The 21,037-nt window shown below is 71.4% G+C and carries 17 protein-coding genes; 7 read left to right on the forward strand and 10 right to left on the reverse strand.

The annotated features are described in order from the left end of the window. Positions 1–119: 119 nt before the first annotated feature. Positions 120–518, reverse strand: coding sequence for a hypothetical protein (locus tag ACH4D5_RS03055; protein WP_398297922.1), 399 nt, complete (start codon positions 516–518; stop codon positions 120–122). A gap of 151 nt (positions 519–669) precedes the next feature. Between ACH4D5_RS03055 and ACH4D5_RS03060 the strand changes: the two genes are divergently transcribed. Genes ACH4D5_RS03060 through ACH4D5_RS03070 form a run of 3 tightly spaced genes read left to right on the forward strand, consistent with a single transcriptional unit; the run spans position 670 to position 3,843 of the window. Further along, a complete protein-coding gene (locus tag ACH4D5_RS03060; protein ID WP_398297924.1) occupies positions 670–1,938 on the forward strand; it encodes a sensor histidine kinase in 1,269 nt (422 codons plus the stop codon). Continuing rightward, positions 1,923–2,582 (forward strand): response regulator, encoded by a 660-nt coding sequence (locus ACH4D5_RS03065; RefSeq protein ID WP_398297926.1) that lies wholly within the window; start codon positions 1,923–1,925, stop codon positions 2,580–2,582. Before ACH4D5_RS03060 ends, ACH4D5_RS03065 begins: the two co-directional genes overlap by 16 nt. 22 nt (positions 2,583–2,604) lie before the next feature. Next, on the forward strand, positions 2,605–3,843 hold the full coding sequence (locus tag ACH4D5_RS03070; RefSeq protein ID WP_398297928.1) for a pyridoxal-phosphate dependent enzyme: 1,239 nt from the start codon (positions 2,605–2,607) through the stop codon (positions 3,841–3,843). Between the two features lie 21 nt (positions 3,844–3,864). Here the strand turns inward: ACH4D5_RS03070 and ACH4D5_RS03075 are convergent, their stop codons facing one another. The 7 genes from ACH4D5_RS03075 to iolC form a co-directional block, all read right to left on the reverse strand. Further along, a complete protein-coding gene (locus tag ACH4D5_RS03075; protein WP_398297930.1) occupies positions 3,865–5,298 on the reverse strand; it encodes an APC family permease in 1,434 nt (477 codons plus the stop codon). Between the two features lie 400 nt (positions 5,299–5,698). Then, positions 5,699–6,043, reverse strand: a complete 345-nt coding sequence (locus ACH4D5_RS03080) for a 5-carboxymethyl-2-hydroxymuconate delta isomerase (protein WP_398297932.1) — start codon at positions 6,041–6,043, stop codon at positions 5,699–5,701. 104 nt (positions 6,044–6,147) lie between these two features. Continuing rightward, positions 6,148–7,650 carry a CoA-acylating methylmalonate-semialdehyde dehydrogenase gene (mmsA, locus tag ACH4D5_RS03085; RefSeq protein WP_398297934.1) on the reverse strand — a complete coding sequence of 501 codons (1,503 nt, stop codon included), beginning with the start codon at positions 7,648–7,650 and terminating at the stop codon, positions 6,148–6,150. A 17-nt stretch (positions 7,651–7,667) separates the two neighbouring features. Next, positions 7,668–9,557 (reverse strand): 3D-(3,5/4)-trihydroxycyclohexane-1,2-dione acylhydrolase (decyclizing), encoded by a 1,890-nt coding sequence (iolD, locus tag ACH4D5_RS03090; RefSeq protein WP_398297936.1) that lies wholly within the window; start codon positions 9,555–9,557, stop codon positions 7,668–7,670. Continuing rightward, positions 9,554–10,366: a 5-deoxy-glucuronate isomerase gene (gene iolB / locus ACH4D5_RS03095; protein WP_398297938.1), complete on the reverse strand. Its 813-nt coding sequence runs from the start codon at positions 10,364–10,366 to the stop codon at positions 9,554–9,556. Before iolB ends, iolD begins: the two co-directional genes overlap by 4 nt. Positions 10,367–10,393: 27 nt before the next feature. Beyond that, entirely contained in the window at positions 10,394–11,290 is an 897-nt protein-coding gene (locus tag ACH4D5_RS03100) for a deoxyribose-phosphate aldolase (RefSeq protein ID WP_398297940.1), read from the reverse strand. Then, positions 11,283–12,275, reverse strand: coding sequence for a 5-dehydro-2-deoxygluconokinase (iolC, locus tag ACH4D5_RS03105; RefSeq protein WP_398298513.1), 993 nt, complete (start codon positions 12,273–12,275; stop codon positions 11,283–11,285). The genes ACH4D5_RS03100 and iolC overlap by 8 nt, the downstream gene beginning before the upstream one ends. A gap of 157 nt (positions 12,276–12,432) precedes the next feature. Between iolC and ACH4D5_RS03110 the strand changes: the two genes are divergently transcribed. The 4 genes from ACH4D5_RS03110 to ACH4D5_RS03125 all read left to right on the forward strand — a co-directional run bounded on the left by ACH4D5_RS03110 (position 12,433) and on the right by ACH4D5_RS03125 (position 16,665). Next, positions 12,433–13,332, forward strand: a complete 900-nt coding sequence (locus ACH4D5_RS03110; protein ID WP_398297942.1) for a sugar phosphate isomerase/epimerase family protein — start codon at positions 12,433–12,435, stop codon at positions 13,330–13,332. A 266-nt stretch (positions 13,333–13,598) separates the two neighbouring features. Next, positions 13,599–13,796 carry a MerR family transcriptional regulator gene (locus tag ACH4D5_RS03115; RefSeq protein ID WP_150168108.1) on the forward strand — a complete coding sequence of 66 codons (198 nt, stop codon included), beginning with the start codon at positions 13,599–13,601 and terminating at the stop codon, positions 13,794–13,796. A 160-nt stretch (positions 13,797–13,956) separates the two neighbouring features. Next, positions 13,957–14,277 (forward strand): heavy-metal-associated domain-containing protein, encoded by a 321-nt coding sequence (locus ACH4D5_RS03120; RefSeq protein WP_398297944.1) that lies wholly within the window; start codon positions 13,957–13,959, stop codon positions 14,275–14,277. Between the two features lie 123 nt (positions 14,278–14,400). Further along, complete coding sequence (locus ACH4D5_RS03125) at positions 14,401–16,665, forward strand: heavy metal translocating P-type ATPase (protein ID WP_398297946.1); 2,265 nt, start codon at positions 14,401–14,403, stop codon at positions 16,663–16,665. A 413-nt stretch (positions 16,666–17,078) separates the two neighbouring features. Here ACH4D5_RS03125 and ACH4D5_RS03130 read toward each other — a convergent pair whose 3' ends face one another. Both ACH4D5_RS03130 and ACH4D5_RS03135 read right to left on the reverse strand, forming a co-directional pair. Further along, positions 17,079–18,377, reverse strand: a complete 1,299-nt coding sequence (locus ACH4D5_RS03130) for a citrate synthase (RefSeq protein ID WP_398297948.1) — start codon at positions 18,375–18,377, stop codon at positions 17,079–17,081. 197 nt (positions 18,378–18,574) lie between these two features. Then, positions 18,575–20,806 (reverse strand): ATP-dependent RecD-like DNA helicase, encoded by a 2,232-nt coding sequence (locus tag ACH4D5_RS03135; RefSeq protein ID WP_398298515.1) that lies wholly within the window; start codon positions 20,804–20,806, stop codon positions 18,575–18,577. Between the last annotated feature and the right edge of the window lie 231 nt (positions 20,807–21,037).

The raw sequence follows: 21,037 nt of genomic DNA on the forward strand, positions 1-21,037 counted from the left end.
TACGGGCGGGCACCGACAACCGGGGCAGCCGCCGGTCTGAACCCGTGCGCCTCCCCGGGGAGTAGACTCCGCGCCCCGCGTACCGCGGTGGTGGTACGCGGGGAGATCGGGGTCGTCGGTCAGCCAAGGCCGGAGCGCGTCGCAGAGGGCGGTGCGGAGCGCCGGGCGAGGAACGCGGCCCCGATGACGGGCAGCATGCAGACGGTCTGCGTCACCGCGTACCACGGCGGGCAGACGCCGGGGATCAGGTCGACGCCGATGACGGCGATCGGCATGATGACGGTGAGGGTCCGCACGCGTTCGAGGGCCCGCTGGGAGCCGCGGGAAGCGGAGCGGGTCAGCCGGTGGATCAGCACGGCGACCAGGGGCAGCAGCACCGCCCGCACCCACATGAACGTGTTCACCGGATGTCCGGTCGCCGCGAGCACGGCGACCGTGCCGAGCAGCGCGGCGCTCAGTGCTCCGTAGAGGGTGACGAGGAGCCGGATCGTCCGGAAGGTGTGCGTGAGGGATTCCATGCCGTCGACGCTAGGGAGCGCGTGACCTGCGGAGTATCCGTCTGGACGCACGGGTGGGTGGGGCCAGACCCACTCCCCCGGCGATCGGGGCGGCCGCGGCCTCCGTCCGGTGCAGAGTGGGAGCACCGGGACGGAAGGCGAAGGAAGAAACATGCGTCAGCTGAGTAAGTGGAGGGCGGCGGGGGTGCGCGTCGGCACCGGGTTCGTGCGGGCGTGCGCCGTGGTGGTCGTCAGCATGCCGGTGCCCGCCGTGTGGGCCGCCGCCGTGGCCCTGGGCATCCGGTGGGGGCCAGGGAACCCGTGGTCGTGGCTCGCGCCGTTCGTGCTGGTGTGCGGGGGCACGCTCGCGCTGTCCCGCCCGGTCTGCCGGGCGGTACGGCACCTCGTCGCGCGGTGGACGGGCACGGTGCTCCCCGCCGGATACCGGCAGGCCGGGCCGGTGACGCGGATGTCCACCGGGTACTGGTGGAACGGCTTCGGCTACGAGCGGACCCGGCGCGACGCCCTCATGGACCAGAAGTGGCGGGTCCGGTGGGCCGACCCCGCCACCTGGCGCGACCTGCGCTTCACGGTGATCGTGCCGTTCACCGCGGGGTTGGCCGCCTGTGTGCCGCCGGCGGGAGTGGCTGCGGCGGTCGTCGGGCTCGGCGGGGCGGGGGCCGGGGTGCGCGTCGTCGGCGTACTTGGCCTGGTGGTGGCGGTCGCCACGGCCCCGTACGCCTGGCGCCTCCTCGGACCGGTGGCCGTCCGCTTCCTGCGCCCGTCGCCCGCGATGGCGCTGGCCGACCGGGTTGCCGAGCTGACCGCCCAGCGCGCGGACACGACCGTCGCGCAGGCCGCCGAGATCCGCCGCATCGAGCGGGACCTGCACGACGGGGCACAGGCCCGCCTGGTGGGCCTCGGGCTCTCCCTCGCGACCGCGGAGAAGCTGATGGCGACCGACCCCGAGCAGGCCAGGGCGCTGATGCGGGAGGCGCGGGCAGGCGCCGTGGCCTCGCTGGCCGAACTCCGCGAGCTGGTACGGGGGATCAGCCCGCCGGTGCTCACCGAGCGGGGACTCGTCGACGCCGTCCGCGCGCTCGCCCTGGACGTCCCGCTCGACGTGACCGTCACCGCCGACGACGGGCTGCGCCTGGACCCGCCCATCGAGGCCGCCGTCTACTTCGGCGTCGCCGAGCTGCTCACCAACGCGGTGCGGCACTCCGGCGCGACCCGGGCACGCGTCTCCCTGTCCCGGGACGGCACCGGCGTCGTCGCCGAGGTCGAGGACGACGGCCGGGGCGGGGCCGGTGCCCGGGACGGCGGCGGGCTCGCGGGCCTGCGCCGCCGCCTCGCGGTGTTCGACGGCACTCTGGAGATCAGCAGTCCCGCGGGCGGCCCGACGCGTGTGAGGATGGCGGTGCCATGCGAATCGTCGTAGCCGAAGACCTCTACCTCCTGCGGGACGGGATGGTCCGCCTGATCGAGGCGTGCGGGCACGAGGTGGTGGCGACGGCTGCCACCGGGCCCGAGACGCTCGACGCGCTGCGGACCTTCCGCCCCGACGTGGCCGTCATCGACGTCCGCATGCCGCCGACGCAGTCGGACGAGGGGCTGCGCGCGGCCCTCGCCGCCCGCCGTGAGATGCCGGGCCTGCCGGTCCTCGTCCTCTCCCAGCACGTCGAGCAGCTGTACGCGCGGGAGTTGCTGGCCGACGGCTCGGGCGCCGTCGGCTACCTCCTCAAGGAGAGCGTGTTCGACGCCGACCAGTTCATCGGTGCCCTGGAGCGCGTCGCGGGCGGCGGGACCGCCATGGACCCGGCCGTCATCGCGAAACTGCTGTCCGCCGGTTCCACCGGGCGGGGCCTCGACCGGCTCACCGAACGCGAGCACTCCGTCCTCGCCCTCATGGCCGAGGGGCTGTCCAACCAGGCCATCGGGCGCCGCCTGTTCCTCAGCGAGAGCGCGATCAGCAAGTACACGACCTCCATGTTCGGCAAGCTCGGCATCAGTGACGACGACGACAGCAACCGCCGCGTCCTGGCCGTCCTGACCTACCTCAACGAGTCCTCCCCGCCCGCCTGAACGCGCCCCATAGAGTCGCGTCATGACATCCCGGGACTCCGACTCGTCCAACTCCCCCGACCCGCTCGGCTCTCTCGCCACCGGCCAGCGTTCGCTGGGTGATCCGTCCGTCCGCTTCCCGCTGTGGCCGCCGCTCACCGCCGGGTGCCCGGTCACCAGTACGGACACCGTGTCGTACCCGGTCGAGGTCGACTACGCCTACGACCAGGTGCCCGCCGACCTCTTCACCTCCGCACCTCGCCATTCGTACGGCCACGACCGGTGGGCCCCTGTCCTGCCGCCGCTGCACGCCCCCGGACTCGGCGAGGGCGGCACGCCCCTCGTGGCCTTCGGCGACGGCCTCTGGATCAAGGACGAGTCCCGCAACCCGACCTGGAGCCACAAGGACCGCATCAACCGCGTCACCGTGAGCGCGGCGGTCGGCGCGGGCGCGGAGGGCATCGTCGTCGCCTCGTCCGGCAACCACGGGGCCTCCGCGGCGGCGTACGCGGCGCGGGCGGGGCTGCGCTGCGCCGTCCTCACCTCGGTGGACACACCGCCCGCGGTCGACGCGTTCCTGCGGGCGTACGGCGCCGTGGTGCTGCCGGTGCCCGTGGACGCGCGCTGGCCGCTGCTGCGGCGGATCGTGGAGCGGTTCGGCTACCACCCCGTCAGCAACGTGACGCCCACCCACACCGGACACGCGTTCGGGCCCGAGGGCTACAAGACCCTCGCGTACGAGATCCATGCCGAACTCGGCGTCCCCGGCGCGGTGTTCCTGCCCACCGGGTACGGCGAGCTCCTCTTCGGCGTCTGGAAGGGCTTCGCGGACCTGGTCAGGATCGGCGTGACCGACCGGGTGCCGCGCTTCTACTCCTGCGAGCCCGCGGCCGGCGGGCCGCTCGCCGCGGCGCTGCGGGACGGGGTGCCCGCGACGGAGGTGCCGGTCGGCGAGACGGCCGCGTACGCCATCAGCTCGTCGGTGGGCGGGTACCGCGGGGTCGTCGCCGTGCGGGAGAGCGGGGGCGCGGCGCTGCTCGTCACGGACGCGGAGATGGTGGCCGCGCGGGACGAGCTGGCGCGGGGCGGGCTGTGGCCGGAGCTGTCCGCCGCGGCGGGGCTCGCGGGGTACCGGCAGCTGGGGCCCGCCGCCGTGGAGGGGCCCGTGGTGTGCGTCTCCACGTCCAGCGGGTTCAAGGACCGTGACCTGCTCGACGGGGCGGGCTCCGTCGAGCTGGACCCGGCGGACTGGGCGGAGGTGGAGCGGCGGGTGGGGGCGTGAGCCCGCCCCGCGTCTGCCGCGTCAGCCCTGCCCGTCCTCCGGCACGCTCACCAGCCACCGCGTGTCCCGTCGCGGCCGCAGGTACAGCGCCCAGTACAGGGTGGCGGCCACCACGATCCCGCCGGTCCAGCCGAGGTAGGCCGCCTCCTGCTGGCTGAGCACGTACGCGAGCACCGCGATCAGTACCACCGGCACCGCGGGCCACAGCGGCATCCGCCAGGCCGCCGCGTGGTTGTGCGAGCCCCGGCGGGCCAGCAGCGCGGCGACGGCCACCAGCAGGTACATGCCGGTCACGGAGACGCCGGTCACGCCGTACAGCGTGTCCAGGTTGACGAAGCAGAGGAGCGCGCCGGGGACGCCCACGAGCAGCGTGGCGATCCAGGGGGCGCCGGACGCGCCGAGCTTGGACAGGGCCTTGTTGACCGGGGTGGGCCACGCCTTGTCCCGCGCCGACGCGAACAGGACGCGGGAGTTCTGGATGACCATGACGATGCCCGCGTTGATGATCGCGAGGGCCACGCAGAGGCTGACGAACGTGCCGACCGCCGAGTTCGACCAGGCGGCCACCATGGCGCTGATGTCGCCCTCGGTCAGCGCCGTGAGGCTCTCCGCGCCCATGGTGATGGCGATGACCGGCACCAGGATGATCACGGCGGAGATGGCGAGGGTGGCGAGGACGGTGCGCGCGACGTTGCGGCGGGGGTTGTCCATCTCCTCGGAGAGGTAGACGGCCGTGGAGAAGCCCTGGGTGACGAAGAGGGCGATGGCGAGCCCGGAGACGATGAGCATGGCGGTGACGGTGTCGACGCCGCCGGAGCCGCCCGAGCCGGAGCCGGACGCCACCGTCAGGTCGACCAGGCTGCCCGGGCCGCGCTCGGCGTGCGCGAAGCCGAGGACGGCGACGACGCCCGCCGCGACGACTTCGAGGACCAGAAAGATGCCGGTGATCCACGCGTTGGCGCGCAGGTCGAGCAGGCCGGCGAGGGTCGCGCAGATCATGACGCCCGCGCCCGCGTAGGACGGGTCGAGGTGGACGACCGGGGCCAGGTAGTCGGCCGTGCCCATGGCGATCACGGGCGGCACGATCATCACGACCAGCAGGGACAGGACGAAGACCAGCCAGCCCGCGAGGCGGCCCGCCATCGTGGAGACCATGGCGTACTCGCCGCCCGCACTGGGGATGAGGGTGCCCAGCTCGGAGTAGCAGAACGCGACGCCCACGCAGAGCAGCGAGCCGATCGCGATGGTGAGCGCGGTGGCGGTGCCGAGCGAGGAGAAGAGGTCGGGGACGACGACGAAGAGCGTGGAGGCGGGCGTCACGCACGACAGCGTGAGGAGGGTGCCGCCGACGACGCCGATGGAACGCTTGAGCTTCTGGGGATCACCCGGGACGGCCACCGGCACCGGAGGTGCTTCGGTGGTGGCGGACTGGGGCGGGCGAAGCGTATCGGTCATGGAGCGCGGTTCCGATCGACTCGTGCGGCAGGAGATGCGTCTGGGATGCGGCGGGAGCGCTATCGCCTCCGAAGGCTGGTTGAGCTGCGTGTTTCTGTGGCTCCCGGCGCGTCATCGAACCCCGGCGACAACCGGAACGTCAACGGTCACTTACCTACGGAATCCGCAGCACGGCCCGACGCCAAGTCGCCTCGCATTCCCAAGAGTTTGCCGAGGCAGGCCTCAATGAACATGCCGCTACCGAAGATGACCTTCATATTGCAGGCGTATGAACACGGGGGCTTTAGCTGCCCGAATTGCGCCCTGTGCACGGGAACCGCAAGGGGAGCGTCAAAAAAGAATCAGGGCCGTCCGGAATCCGGACGGCCCTGATGCACACTCGGTCATCGGTTGGCTGCGGTCAGTGCGTCGGGTGGAGCCGGTACGACGGATCCAGGTCGCGGATCTCCGCCGAGTACGTCGCGCCCTCCACCCCCGACAGGTGCTTGCCGAGCAGCGCCAGCACGTCGTCGGAGAGCGCCGCCTTCACGGCGCGGCCGCGCCCCGGCAGCAGGCCCACGGTGACGTGCACGAAGGGCGCGCCGGGCCTGCCGTCCACGAAGGCCGCCGAGGAGCGGCAGAACGTCTTGCCGACACCGACCGAGTCCACCTGCTCCACGACCAGGGGATGCAGCTCCGCCACCAGGGACGGCAGATCCAGGACGCCGGACAGGGTGTCGGCGTAGTCGATGTCGATGTGCGGCATGGCTCACGGCCTTTCATGTAGTGCACACACATCGTAGAACGGTGAACCAACGGCGAAGCCCCCGGCCGGGGGGGCCGGGGGCTTCGGGAGCCGGGGGAGGTGGCTCAGTGGTTGCGCGGGAATCCGAGGTCCACCCCGGCCGGCGCGTCCGACGGGTCCGGCCAGCGCGTGGTGACGACCTTGCCGCGCGTGTAGAAGTGCGTGCCGTCGTTGCCGTAGATGTGGTGGTCGCCGAAGAGCGAGTCCTTCCAGCCGCCGAAGGAGTGGTAGCCCACCGGCACCGGGATCGGCACGTTCACGCCGACCATGCCCGCCTCGATCTCCAGCTGGAAGCGGCGGGCCGCGCCGCCGTCCCGGGTGAAGATCGCGGTGCCGTTGCCGAACGGCGAGGCGTTCATGAGCGCCACGCCCTCGTCGTACGTGTCGACGCGCAGCACGCACAGGACCGGGCCGAAGATCTCGTCCCGGTAGGCCTTGGCGGTCGTGGGGACGCGGTCGAGCAGGGAGAGGCCGATCCAGTGGCCGTCCTCGTATCCCTCGACCGTGTACCCCGTGCCGTCGAGGACGACCTCGCAGCCCTCGGCCGCCGCGCCCGTGACGTACGAGGCGACCTTGTCGCGGTGGGCCGCGGTGATCAGCGGGCCCATCTCCGACGTCGGGTCGTTGCCGGGACCGATCTTGATCTTCTCGGCGCGCTCCTTGATCTTGGCGACCAGCTCGTCCGCGATCGAGCCGACCGCGACGACGGCGGAGATGGCCATGCAGCGCTCGCCGGCGGAGCCGTAGGCCGCGGAGACGGCGGCGTCGGCGGCCGCGTCCAGGTCGGCGTCCGGCAGGACCAGCATGTGGTTCTTGGCGCCGCCGAGGGCCTGCACCCGCTTGCCGTTGGCGGAGGCCGTGGCGTGGATGTGGCGGGCGATCGGGGTGGAGCCGACGAAGGAGACGGCCGCGACGTCCGGGTGCTCCAGGAGACGGTCCACGGCCACCTTGTCGCCGTGCACGACGTTGAAGACGCCGTCCGGCAGACCGGCCTCGCTCAGCAGCTCCGCGATCTTCATCGACGCCGAGGGGTCCTTCTCGCTCGGCTTGAGCACGAAGGTGTTGCCGCACGCGATGGCCAGCGGGAACATCCACATCGGGACCATGGCGGGGAAGTTGAACGGCGTGATGCCCGCGACGACGCCCAGCGGCTGGCGGATCGACGAGACGTCCACGCGCGACGCCACCTCCGTCGACAGCTCGCCCTTCAGCTGCACCGTGATGCCGCAGGCCAGGTCGACGATCTCCAGGCCGCGGGCGACCTCGCCGAGCGCGTCGGAGTGCACCTTGCCGTGCTCGGCGACGATCAGCTCGGCGATCGCGTCGCGGTTGGCGTCGAGCAGCGCGCGGAACTTGAAGAGGATCGCGGTGCGCTTGGCGAGCGAGGACGTGCCCCAGGTCGCGAAGGCCTCGCGGGCGGCGCCGACGGCGGCGTCCACCTCGTCGACCGACGCGAACGCGACCTGCGTCGTGACGGCACCGGTCGCCGGGTCGGTGACCGGGCCGTGGTTGCCGGACGCGCCCTCGACGGCCTTCCCGCCGATCCAGTGATTGACGGTCTTCGTCATGACAAGCATCCCTACTCTCACAGGTGGCGGCGTCGGGCAGCGACGTGCCGGTCGTACTCTTCCCTGGCCTTGACCGCGGACACCCGGGTCGCCGTCTCGGCCACGGGCACATCCCACCACGCCTGCGCCGGGGGCGGCCCCGACACTGTGTCTGCCGTTTCCGTCTCCACATAGACACATGTGGGACGGTCTGCCCCGCGCGCCTCGCGCAGCGCCTCCCGCAGGTCACGGACGGTCCTGGCGCGCAGGACCCGCATGCCGAGCGAGGCCGCGTTGGCCGCGAGATCGACGGGCAGCGGGCCCTCGGTGTACGACCCGTCCGGCGCCCGGAAGCGGTACGCGGTGCCGAACCGCTCGCCGCCCACGGACTCCGAGAGCCCGCCGATGGAGGCGTAACCGTGGTTCTGCAGGATGACGACCTTGATCGGCAGGTTCTCCTGGACGGCCGTGACGATCTCGGTGGGGTTCATCAGGTACGTGCCGTCGCCGACCAGCGCCCACACGGGCCGCTCCGGCGCGGCGAGCGCGACGCCGATGGCCGCCGGAATCTCGTATCCCATGCAGGAGTAGCCGTACTCGACGTGGTACTGCCGCGGCGACCGGGCCCGCCACAGCTTGTGCAGGTCGCCGGGGAGCGATCCCGCGGCGTTGATGATGACGTCCTCGTCCGTCACCAGCGCGTCGAGCAGGCCGACGACCTGGGCCTGCGTCGGGCGCACGTCCGGCTCGTCCGCCTGGAACGCGGCGTCGACGCGCCGCTCCCAGCGCTCCTTGTCGTCCGTGTATTCGACGGCGTACGCGGGCTCGACGCGATGGCCGCGCAGCGCCTGCGTGAGCGCTTCGAGTCCGGCGCGGGCGTCGGCGATCAGGGTGTCGCCGGCCAGCTTGTGGCCGTCGAATGGCGCGATGTTGAGGTTGAGGAAGCGCACTCCGGGCGCCTCGAAGAGCGTGCCGGACGCGGTGGTGAAGTCGGTGTAGCGGGTGCCGACGCCGATCACCAGGTCGGCGGTGCGGGCGAGTTCGTCGGCGGTGGCCGTGCCGGTGTGCCCGATGCCGCCGACGTCCGCCGGGTGGTCGTGGCGCAGGGAGCCCTTGCCGGCCTGGGTGGAGGCGACGGGAATCCCGGTGGCGTCGGCGAAGTCCCGCAGCGCGTCCTCTGCGGCGCTGTGGTGGACGCCGCCGCCCGCCACGACCAGGGGGCGGCGGGCCGCGCGCACCACGGCCACGGCGGTGGCCAGTTCGCGCGGATCGGGTGCCGGGCGCCGGACGGTCCACGTCCGCTCGGCGAAGAACTCGTCCGGCCAGTCGTACGCCTCCGCCTGCACGTCCTGCGGCAGGGCGAGCGTGACCGCGCCGGTCTCCGCCGGGTCGGTGAGCACCCGCACCGCGGCGAGCGCGGCGGGGATCAGCGCCTCGGGCCGGGTCACGCGGTCGAAGTACCTCGACACCGGGCGCAGGCAGTCGTTGACCGACACGTCGCCGGCGTAGGGCACTTCGAGCTGCTGGAGGACGGGGTCGGCGGGGCGGGCCGCGAAGGTGTCGCCGGGCAGCAGGAGGACGGGCAGCCGGTTGACGGTGGCGAGCGCGGCGCCGGTGACGAGGTTGGTGGCGCCGGGGCCGATGGAGGTGGTGACGGCGTGGGTGGCGAGGCGGCCGCACTGCCTGGCGTAGCCGACGGCGGCGTGCACCATGGCCTGTTCGTTCCTGCCCTGGTGGAAGGGCATCTCGTTGGCGTGCTCGACGAGTGCCTGCCCGATGCCCGCCACGTTGCCGTGGCCGAAGATGCCCCAGGTCGCGCCGATCAGCCGCTGCCGCGTGCCGTCCCGCTCGGTGTACTGCCGGGACAGGAAGCGCACGAGCGCCTGCGCGGTGGTGAGCCGCACATGGCCGGTCTTGACCTGTGTCATCGGTATCCCTCCGTGTGGTCGGGGTGGAAGCAGATCCGCCACTCCCGCTCCTGGCCGGGGCCCGCCATCACGTTCAGGTAGTACATCGCGTGCCCCGGCTGGGCGATGGACGGGCCGTGCCAGCCGTCCGGCACCAGCACGGCGTCTCCGGTGCGGACCTCGGCGAGGACGTCGGTGCCGCCTTCCCGCGACGGGAAGACGCGCTGGTAACCGAAGCCGTCGCGGCCGTCCGGCGCCTCGATCTCGAAGTAGTAGATCTCCTCCAGCTCCGCCTCGACGCCGGGGCGGTGCTCGTCGTGCTTGTGCGGTGGATACGAGGACCAGTTGCCGCCGGGCGTGATCACCTCGACGGCGATGAGCCGGTCGCAGTCGAAGGCGTCCGCGGAGGCAAAGTTGCGGACCTCGCGGGCGCAGCCGCCGCTGCCTCTGCTCTCGACGGGTACCTCCGGCGCGGAGCCGTAGCGGGCGGGGAGTCGACGCTCGCACTTCGCTCCTGCCAGGGCGAAGCGGCCTCCCGCGCCGGAGGCGATCTGGATCCGGGCGTCACGGGGCACGTAAGCGAAGTCGGAGACTCCGCTGAACACGCTCTCGCGGCCCAGCAGTTCGATGATCCCGTCTGCTGTCTGCACCGTACAGCCGCCGGTCAGCGGGAGCACGATCCATTCACTCTCCCCGGTGGCGAAGGAGTGCAGCCCGCCCGGTCCGAGCTCGACGACGCGCAGGTGGGAATAGGTCCAACCGGCCTTTTTCGGATCGATGTCCAGGGCGTACGGACCGTCGGCCGCACTCCCTTTCGGTACGTACGTCATGTGGGCCTCCTCGGCCTGTCCGCCCCGCTACAGCAGTCCTACGGCAGTGTCGACCGCCCCCGCCACGTCACCGTCGGGCGGATAGAGCAGCGCCCTGCCGACGACGAGCCCCTGCACGGTGGGAAGTTGCAGGGCGCCGCGCCACTTCTCGAACGCGGCGTCCGCGTCCCCGGCCTCTCCCCCGATGTCGCCGCCAAGCAGCACCGCGGGCAGCGTCGAGGTCTCCATGACACGGGCCATGTCGTCGGGGTTCTCGGTGACGGGGACCTTCAGCCAGGTGTACGCGGAGGTGCCGCCGAGGCCGGAGGCGATGGCGATGGACCGCGTGACGGCTTCGGCGCTCAGGTCGTTGCGGGGCGGGCCCGTCCCGTCGCGTCCGGTGAGGAACGGCTCGACGAAGACGGGCAGCCTGCGCTCGGCCATGGCGTCGACGACCCGGGCCGCGGAGTGCAGGGTCCGCAGCGACCCCGGGTCGTCGTAGTCGACGCGGAGCAGCAGTTTGCCCGCGTCGAAGCCGAGCCGCTCGATGTCCTCGGGCCGGTACCCGGTGAACCGGTCGTCCAGTTCGAAGGCGGCGCCCGCGAGGCCGCCGCGGTTCATCGACCCCATGACGACCTTGCCGTCGAGGGCGCCGAGCAGCAGCAGGTCGTCCAGGACGTCGGCACTGGCGAGGACCCCGTCGACGCCGGGCCGCGACAATGCGAGACAGAGCCGTTCGAGCAGATCCGCGCGGTTGGCCATGGCGAAGGGCGCGCCGCCCGCGCCGAGGGAGCCGCGGGCGGGATGGTCGGCGGCGACGATCATCAGCCGCCCGCTGTCCCCGAGCAGCGGGCGCCGCCGGCGCCTGGCGGCGGCTTCAGCTATGGCTTCGGGGTGGCGGGCCCTGGTCCTGACCAGGGCGGAGACGTCCAAGCCGCTATTCATGCCTGCCCTGCCCCTGTTCCCGCAGATCACCGGCTCCGCCAAGTTCCTCCTCAAACGCCGGACGAGCTGCATCCTCCAGCGCCTCCTCGACCTCGCCGGGAAACGGCATGGCGGAGGAACACTCCAGGCGGGAGGCGACAATCGCCCCCGCCGCGTTGGCGTACCGCATGATCCGTTCCAGGTCCCAGCCCGCGAGCAGCCCGTGGCAGAGCGCCCCGCCGAACGCGTCCCCCGCGCCGAGCCCGTTGAGGACCTTCACCGGCACCGGCGGCACCTGCGCGCACTCCCCCTCACGGTTCATGGCGAGGACGCCGTCGGGGCCCTGCTTGACAACGGCCAGTTCGACCCCGGCGTCGAGCAACGCCCGGGCGGCCGCGAGCGGTTCGCGCTCCCCCGTGGCGATCTCCACCTCGTCGAGGTTGCCGACGGCGACGGTGGCGTGGGCGAGGGCGGCGGCGTAGTGCGGCCGCGCCTCTTCCGGGTCGGCCCAGAACATCGGCCGCCAGTCCAGGTCGAAGACGGTGATCCCGGACCGCGCACGGCGGGCGAGCGCCGCCAGCGTCGCCGACCGGCTCGGCTCCGCGCACAGCCCCGTCCCCGTCATCCAGAAGATCCGCGCCGCCGCGATCGCGTCGAGGTCGAGCTCGGCCTCGTGGATCTCCAGGTCGGGCGCCTTCGGCAGCCGGTAGAAGTACAGCGGGAAGTCGTCCGGCGGGAAGATCTCGCAGAACGTCACCGGCGTCGGCAGGTGCGCGACCGGGCTCACCCAGCGGTCGTCGACGCCGAACTCCCGCAGCGCGCCGTGCAGATAGTCGCCGAAGGGATCTTGGCCGGTGCGGGTGACGACGGCGACGCGGCGGCCGAGGCGGGCGGCGGCCACCGCGACGTTGCTCGCGGAGCCGCCGAGGAACTTCCCGAACGCGGTCACCTCGGCGAGGGGCACCCCGCTCTGCAGGGGATACAGGTCCACCCCGATCCGGCCCATCGTGATGACGTCGTACGGATCGGACACCCTGCACGCCCCTTCCTCGCGTTCGTGTGCCCCCAGGTCTAATCCCGCCCCAGGAACCCTGTCAACATTTTGTCCTTACATTCGGACCACTGCTTGACACTCTTCCGAGACGGCCTGGAGTCTGGCTGGCATGACGACGCTGTCCCGTATCCGGATCGGTTCGGCGCCCGACTCGTGGGGCGTCTGGTTTCCCGAGGACCCTCGGCAGGTCCCCTGGCGGCGCTTCCTCGACGAGGTCGCGGAGTCCGGGTACGAGTGGATCGAGCTCGGTCCGTACGGCTATCTGCCCACCGACCCGGCCGAACTGACCGCGGAGACGGCCCGCCGCGGCCTCAAGGTGTCCGCGGGCACAGTCTTCACGGGGCTGCACCACGGGCCCGCCGTCTGGGAGAAGACCTGGGCGCACGTCGCGGACAACGCCGCGCTCGCCCAGGCCATGGGCGCCGAGCACCTGGTCGTCATCCCCTCCTTCTGGCGCGACGACAAGACCGGCGAGGTCCTGGAGGACCGCGTCCTCACGCCCGCACAATGGCGCGAACTGACCACCCAGACCGAGCGCCTGGCCCACGAGGTCCGCGAGCGGTACGGCCTGCGCGTGGTGGTCCACCCGCACGCCGACACCCACATCGACAGCGAGGAGAACGTCACCCGTTTCCTCGACGCCACCGACCCGGACCTCGTCTCGCTCTGCCTGGACACCGGCCACTACGCCTACTGCGGCGGCGACAGCGTCAAGCTCATCGAGACGTACGGCGAACGCATCGGTTATCTGCACCTCAAGCAGGTCGACCCGGAGATCCTCGCGGAGGTGCGGGCCCAGGAGGTGCCGTTCGGGCCCGCGGTGGCGCGCGGCGTGATGTGCGAGCCGCCCGCCGGGGTGCCCGCCCTCGGGCCCGTCCTCGACGCCGCCCAGAAGCTCGGCGTGGAGCTGTTCGCCATCGTGGAGCAGGACATGTACCCGTGCGAGCCGGACAGGCCGCTGCCGGTCGCCCGCCGCACCCGCTCCTACCTGAGGTCGTGCGGCGCGTAGAGACCTGAGGTCGTGCGGCGCGTAGAGGGGGAACGGACAGCCGGACCGCACAGCTTCCGCATGCGTCTCTTCTGTCACAAACACTCCCGTCCTGTCACACATGTCTCACGAACGCGGGGCTTGCGTCACAGGCGGTCGACAGTCACCCCCCTGTGGTCACCCTGCGTCGTTGCACCGGGCACAGGCTGAGTGATCGCCACGCGTCCCGCCCAGTTCCCCCGTCGGCCTCTCCGGCCGCCCTGGGCGCGCGCAGGGAGGTGCCACCGATGACCGACCGCAGGCTCTGGTCGTACAAGGAGATCGCCGCGCACATTCGTGTGCAGCCCGACACCGTCCGCTCCTACCGCAAGCACGGACTGCTGCCGGACCCCGACCACGTCGAGGGCGGCAAGCCCTACTGGTACGCGGACACCGTCCGGGCCTGGGTGGCCGCCCGGCCCGGCAATCGGGGCCGCAGAGGCTGAGTCCACGGGGCCGCGGCCGCCGCCGCGGCCCCTCCTCGTTGAGTAATACCCCCTAGGGGTATAGTCTCGGAGTGTGGGGCGAGGAGGTCGCCGGGGCTCCCGGGACCACCTCCAGCACGCTACGCCGCATACGTACACATCCCTCCCCGAGGAGAACGACATGAGCGCCCAGACCGAGCTCCCGCAGGCCGCGTCCGAGACGACCGGGTCCTGCTGCTCCCCCAGCGGTTCCTGCCACTCCGACGCCGCCGAGACGCCGCAGGGCGCCGTCACCACCGAGTACGAGGTGACGGGGATGACCTGCGGGCACTGCGAGGGCGCGGTGTCCGAGGAGATCTCGGCGATCGCGGGCGTCACCTCCGTCAAGGCCGTCGCCGCCACGGGCCGGGTCACCGTGGTCTCCGACGCGCCGCTGGACGAGGCCGCCGTGCGCGCCGCCGTCGACGAGGCCGGTTACGAGCTCGTCTCGACCAAGGCCTGAGGCCGCCGCGCCCGCCGCGACGTCTGCCCGGCGGTCCGCCGGGTACCCCGGGCCCTGTGGTGTCGGCGCCGACACCACAGGGCCCGCCGCCGTGTCCCCACCCGGAAGCAGTACGAAAGAGTCATGACCGAAGTCGAACTCGCCGTCGGCGGGATGACCTGCGCCTCCTGCTCCTCGCGCATCGAGAAGAAGCTGAACCGCGTGGAGGGCGTGACCGCCACGGTCAACCTCGCGACGGAGAAGGCGAAAGTCTCGTACGACGAGGGCGAGGGGGTCGCGGTCGACCAGCTGATCGCCCTGGTCGAGAAGCTCGGCTACACGGCCGAGGAGATCGTGCCGGCGCCGCCGGAACCCCTCTCCCCCGCCGCCGACGGCCCCCCGGCCCCCACCACCGCCGACATCACCGAGCCCGACACCCTGCGGCAGCGCCTGATCGTCTCCGCCGTCCTGTCCCTGCCCGTCGTCCTGCTCGCGATGGTCCCCGCCCTGCAGTTCGACTACTGGCAGTGGCTCTCGCTGACGCTGGCCGCGCCCGTCGTCGTCTGGGGCGGTCTGCCCTTCCACCGGGCGGCGTTCACCAACCTGCGGCACGCCGCCGCGACCATGGACACCCTCGTCTCCGTCGGCACGCTCGCCGCCTTCGGCTGGTCACTGTGGGCGCTGTTCGTCGGGGACGCCGGGATGCCCGGGATGCGGCACGGCTTCGACTTCACGGCCTCGCCCGGTGACGGGGCCTCCACCATCTATCTCGAAGTCGCCTCCGGCGTCATCACGTTCATCCTGCTCGGCCGCTGGCTGGAGGCCCGCTCCAAGCGGAAGGCGGGCTCCGCGCTGCGCGCCCTGCTGGAACTGGGCGCCAAGGACGTGGCGGTGCTGCGGGACGGCACGGAGCAGCGGGTGCCGGTCGGGCGACTGGCCGTCGGGGACCACTTCGTCGTACGCCCCGGGGAGACCGTCGCCACCGACGGCACCGTCGTCGAGGGCGCGTCCGCGATCGACGCCTCGATGCTCACCGGCGAGTCCGTGCCGGTGGACGTGGGGACGGGCGCCGTCGTGACCGGGGGCACCGTGAACGTCTCCGGGCGCCTCGTGGTGCGGGCGACGCGCGTCGGCTCGGACACCTCGCTCGCGCGGATGGCGCGGCTCGTCGAGGACGCGCAGACCGGCAAGGCCCAGGTGCAGCGGCTCGCCGACCGGATCGCCGGGATCTTCGTGCCCGCGGTGCTGCTCATCGCGATCGGCACGCTCGGCGGCTGGCTGGGCGCCACCGGCGACGTGACCGCCGCGTTCACCGCCGCCGTCGCCGTACTGATCATCGCCTGCCCCTGCGCGCTCGGCCTCGCCACGCCGACGGCCCTGATGGTCGGCACCGGGCGCGGCGCCCAGCTCGGCATCCTCATCAAGGGCCCCGAGGTCCTGGAGTCCACCCGCCGCGTCGACACCGTCGTGCTCGACAAGACCGGCACGGTGACGACGGGCCGCATGGAGCTGACGGACGTGCACCTCGCCGGGGACGCGCAGGAGCAGCTGCTGCTCCGGCTCGCGGGCGCCCTGGAGCACGCCTCGGAGCACCCGGTCGCCCGTGCCGTCACGGCGGGTGCCGCCGAACGTCTCGGGATCGCGGCCGGGGAGCTGCCGGCGCCGGAGGGGTTCGAGAACGTCGCCGGGTCCGGGGTGCGCGGCACGGTGGACGGGCACGAGGTGCTCGTCGGCCGGGAGCGGCTCCTCGCGGACGCGGGGGTGACGGGCCTCGACGCGGTGGCCAAGCTGCGGGACGACGCGGAGGCCGCCGGGCGCACGGCGGTCCTGGTCGCCTGGGACGGCGCCGCGCGCGGGGTCCTCGCGGTCGCGGACGCGCTGAAGGAGACCAGTCCGGAAGCGGTGCGCGAGCTGCGCGCGCTCGGTCTCACGCCGGTGCTGCTGACCGGCGACAACAAGGCCGTCGCCGACACGGTCGCCCGCGCGGTGGGCATCGCGCCGGACTCCGTCTTCGCGGAGGTCCTGCCGCAGGACAAGGTCGACGTCGTACGAAGGCTGCAGGCCGAGGGCAGGGTCGTGGCGATGGTCGGGGACGGTGTGAACGACGCGGCCGCGCTCGCCACCGCCGATCTGGGGCTCGCGATGGGCACCGGCACGGACGCGGCCATCGAGGCGAGCGACCTGACATTGGTGCGCGGGGACTTGCGGGTCGCGGCCGACGCCATCAGGCTCTCCCGAAAGACTCTCGCCACCATCAAGGGCAATCTCTTCTGGGCCTTCGGTTACAACGTGGCCGCGCTGCCGCTCGCGGCGGCCGGTCTGCTGAACCCGATGATCGCGGGCGCCGCGATGGCGTTCTCCTCGGTCTTCGTGGTGACCAACAGTCTCCGTCTGAGGACGTTCACATAACCCCTTCACAAGGTCGTTTCAGCATCCTCACGCCAGTCCCGAAATCCCCATATCGGGGCCCTTGCGCATGTACTGGACATATGCAAGAGACGCAGATCACAGTGATCCGAACGTAACCATTGAGGGGGGACGAGAGTCTAATGGGGCGATGCAGGAAGATGTCTTGGGGGACGTCTTCTGACATCAGGGAACATCTTGGGGGATGTTCCTGGAAATTGCGTTGCCGGGGCACGTGCACCGGGGAGCTTTGAGCGGCCCTCCCGTACGTACGCGTCCCGGCAGACCGCAGGGCCGCCACAGACGCCCGGCCGGATCCCGTGGGGGGAATCCGCACCGGGAAAAAGGGAAGCGCCCCGACCGTCGACCCGTGGGGGGATCGGCGGCGGGGCGCTTTCCGCTTGTGCGGCCCGGGGTCAGCGACCCTCGACCGGCACGAAGTCGCGGAGCACCTCGCCCGTGTAGATCTGGCGCGGGCGGCCGATGCGGGAACCCGGCTCCTTGATCATCTCGTGCCACTGGGCGATCCAGCCCGGCAGCCGGCCGAGGGCGAAGAGCACGGTGAACATCTCGGTCGGGAAGCCCATCGCGCGGTAGATGAGGCCCGTGTAGAAGTCCACGTTCGGGTAGAGCTTGCGCTCGACGAAGTAGTCGTCGGCCAGCGCGTGCTCTTCCAGCTTCAGCGCGATGTCGAGCAGCTCGTCGGACTTGCCGAGGGCCGAGAGGACGTCGTGCGCCGCCGCCTTGATGATCTTCGCCCGGGGGTCGAAGTTCTTGTAGACGCGGTGCCCGAAGCCCATGAGCTTCACGCCGTCTTCCTTGTTCTTCACCTTGCGGATGAAGGTGTCGACGTCGCCGCCGGAGGCCTGGATGCCTTCCAGCATCTCCAGGACCGACTGGTTGGCGCCGCCGTGCAGCGGGCCCCACAGGGCCGAGATGCCGGCGGAGATCGAGGCGAACATGTTCGCCTGCGAGGAGCCGACCAGACGCACGGTGGAGGTCGAACAGTTCTGCTCGTGGTCCGCGTGCAGGATCAGGAGCTTGTCGAGCGCCGCGACGACGACCGGGTCCAGCTCGTACTCGGCGGCGGGCACCGAGAAGGTCATGCGCAGGAAGTTCTCGACGTAGCCGAGGTCGTTGCGCGGGTAGACGACCGGGTGGCCCTGCGACTTCTTGTACGCGTAGGCCGCGATCGTCGGAAGCTTGGCGAGCAGGCGGATCGTCGAGAGGTGACGCTGCTTCTCGTCGAACGGGTTGTGGCTGTCCTGGTAGAACGTCGACAGCGCGCTGACCACGGACGACAGCATCGCCATCGGGTGGGCGTCGCGCGGGAAGCCGTCGTAGAACCGCTTGACGTCCTCGTGCAGCAGCGTGTGCTGCGTGATCTCGTTCTTGAAGGTGGCCAGCTCGTCGACCTTCGGCAGCTCGCCGTTGATCAGGAGGTACGCCACCTCGGTGAAGGTGGAGCGCTCGGCCAGCTGCTCGATCGGGTAGCCGCGGTACCGGAGGATGCCCTGTTCACCGTCGAGATAGGTGATGGCGGATTTATAGGCGGCGGTGTTGCCGTAGCCGCTGTCCAGGGTCACCAGACCGGTCTGGGCGCGGAGCTTCCCGATGTCGAAGCCCTTGTCGCCGACGGTCGACTCGATCACCGGGTAGGTGTACTCGTCGTCGCCGTACCGCAGTACTACACCGTTGTTAGCGTTCTCGCTCACGTCATCCCTCACCGACGTTGTGCCTCTTCTTCGAGGTGCCCTGACTGTCTCTACCATCCCCCATTTGGCCCTGGAGAGTGCACTCGGGGTCGACCATTGGGCCTATTGGCGGCACTCAGTGCCGCCAACCTGCTCATCCTGCCCCCTTCGCCCCGGTTCCGGAAGTACTGTGTGAGCTTTCCTACTCGTTTGATCGATCAAAATGTTCCAGGGCCTGCTCCGCGGCGGCCGACAGGCCCCGAAAGCCTGTAATCCAGGGCCGTGCAGCGCCTTCCCGCGGAGACCGTGCGCACTGCCTGTCCCAGAGCCTTGCGCGAACCGACCAGGACGACCAGCCTCTTGGCGCGTGTCACGGCGGTGTAGAGCAGATTCCGCTGCAGCATCATCCAGGCGCCGGTGGTGACCGGGATCACCACGGCCGGATATTCACTGCCCTGGGAGCGGTGGATCGTCACGGCGTAGGCATGGGCGAGCTCGTCCAGTTCGTCGAAGTCGTACGGGACTTCCTCGTCCTCGTCGGTGCGGACGGTGAGCCGCTGCTCGTCGGTGTCGAGGGCGGTGACGACGCCCACCGTGCCGTTGAAGACGCCGTTCTGGCCCTTCTCGTAGTTGTTGCGGATCTGGGTGACCTTGTCGCCGACGCGGAAGACCCGGCCGCCGAACCGCTTCTCCGGCAGGTCGGGCCTGGCGGGGGTGATGGCCTGCTGGAGGAGGCCGTTCAGATTGCCGGCGCCGGCCGGGCCGCGGTGCATGGGGGCCAGCACCTGCACGTCACGGCGCGGGTCGAGGCCGAACTTCTTCGGGATGCGGTGCGCGGCGACGTCCACCGTCACGCGGCCCGCGTCCTCGGTCTCCTCCTCGACGAAGAGGAAGAAGTCCTTCATGCCCTGGGTGATGGGCGGGACGCCGGAGTTGATCCGGTGGGCGTTGGTGACGACGCCCGACTCCTGGGCCTGCCGGAAGATGCGGGTGAGCCGGACGGCGGGGATCGGGCTCTCGTCGCTGAGCATGTCCCGCAGCACCTCGCCGGCGCCGACGCTCGGCAACTGGTCCACGTCGCCCACGAAGAGCAGGTGGGCGCCGGGCGGCACGGCCTTCACCAGCTTGTTGGCGAGCAGCAGGTCGAGCATCGAGGCCTCGTCGACGACGACCAGATCGGCGTCGAGCGGCCGGTCCTTGTCGTACGCCGCGTCGCCGCCGGGCCGCAGTTCGAGCAGGCGGTGGACGGTGGAGGCCTCCGCGCCGGTGAGCTCGGCGAGGCGCTTGGCGGCGCGGCCTGTGGGGGCGGCGAGGACGACCTTGGCCTTCTTGGCGCGGGCCAGCTCGACGACGGAGCGGACCGTGAAGGACTTGCCGCAGCCGGGGCCGCCGGTCAGGACGGCGACCTTCTGGGTCAGCGCGAGCCGGACCGCCTCCTCCTGCTCGGGCGCTAGCTCGGCGCCTGTGCGGTCCGAGAGCCAGGCGAGTGCCTTGTCCCAGGCGACGTCCCGGAAGGCGGGCATGCGGTCGTCCGTGGTCTTCAGGAGCCGCAACAGCTGTCCTGCCAGGGACAGTTCGGCACGGTGGAAGGGGACGAGGTAGACGGCCGCGATGTCGTCCCCGCCGTCCGGGTCGGGCAGGGATTCGCGGACGACGCCCTCCTCTTCCCCGGCCAGTTCGGCGAGGCAGTCGATGACGAGGCCCGTGTCGACCTGGAGCAGCTTCACCGCGTCCGCGATGAGGCGCTCCTCGGGCAGATAGCAGTTGCCCTGGTCGGTGGATTGCGAAAGGGCGTACTGCAGACCGGCCTTGACGCGCTCCGGGCTGTCGTGCGGGATGCCGACGGACTGGGCGATGCGGTCTGCGGTGAGGAAGCCGATGCCCCAGACGTCGGCGGCGAGGCGATAGGGCTCGTTCTTCACGACGGAGATGGACGCGTCGCCGTACTTCTTGTAGATCCGGACGGCGATGGAGGTGGAGACTCCGACTCCCTGGAGGAAGACCATGACCTCCTTGATGGCCTTCTGCTCCTCCCAGGCGGCGGCGATCATCTTCGTCCGCTTGGGTCCGAGGCCGGGCACTTCCACGAGCCGCTTCGGCGCGGTCTCGATGATGTCGAGGGTGTCGACGCCGAAGTGGGTGGTGATCCGGTCGGCCATCACGGGGCCGATGCCCTTGATGAGGCCTGAGCCGAGATAGCGGCGGATGCCCTGGACGGTGGCGGGCAGCACCGTCGTGTAGTTCTCCACGGTGAACTGCTTGCCGTACTGCGGGTGGGAGGCCCAGCGGCCGTGCATCCGCAGCGACTCGCCGACCTGCGCGCCGAGCAGCGCGCCGACGACGGTGAGCAGGTCACCGGCGCCGCGGCCGGTGTCGACACGCGCGACCGTGTACCCGGTCTCCTCATTGGCGTACGTGATGCGCTCGAGGACCCCCTCGAGCACCGCCATCGCTGCAGCTGGACTCGACATGATCCGACGCTACCGCCCGGCACCGACAACGCGGCGGGCCTGTGGACAACTTCCGCACGCTTCCGCACGCCGGGCGGGGCCTGTGGACAACGTCCGTGCCCGCGGCAACTTCGAAGGGGCCTGGCCCCGTGGACCAGACCCCTTCGGGTTTCCCCTCCCCTGTCAGAACCTCGCGATCCCCCCGGATCCCCCGGATCCCCCGGATCCCCC

It is taken from the genome of Streptomyces sp. NPDC018029 (genome assembly GCF_044327655.1).
Lineage (GTDB): Bacteria > Actinomycetota > Actinomycetes > Streptomycetales > Streptomycetaceae > Streptomyces.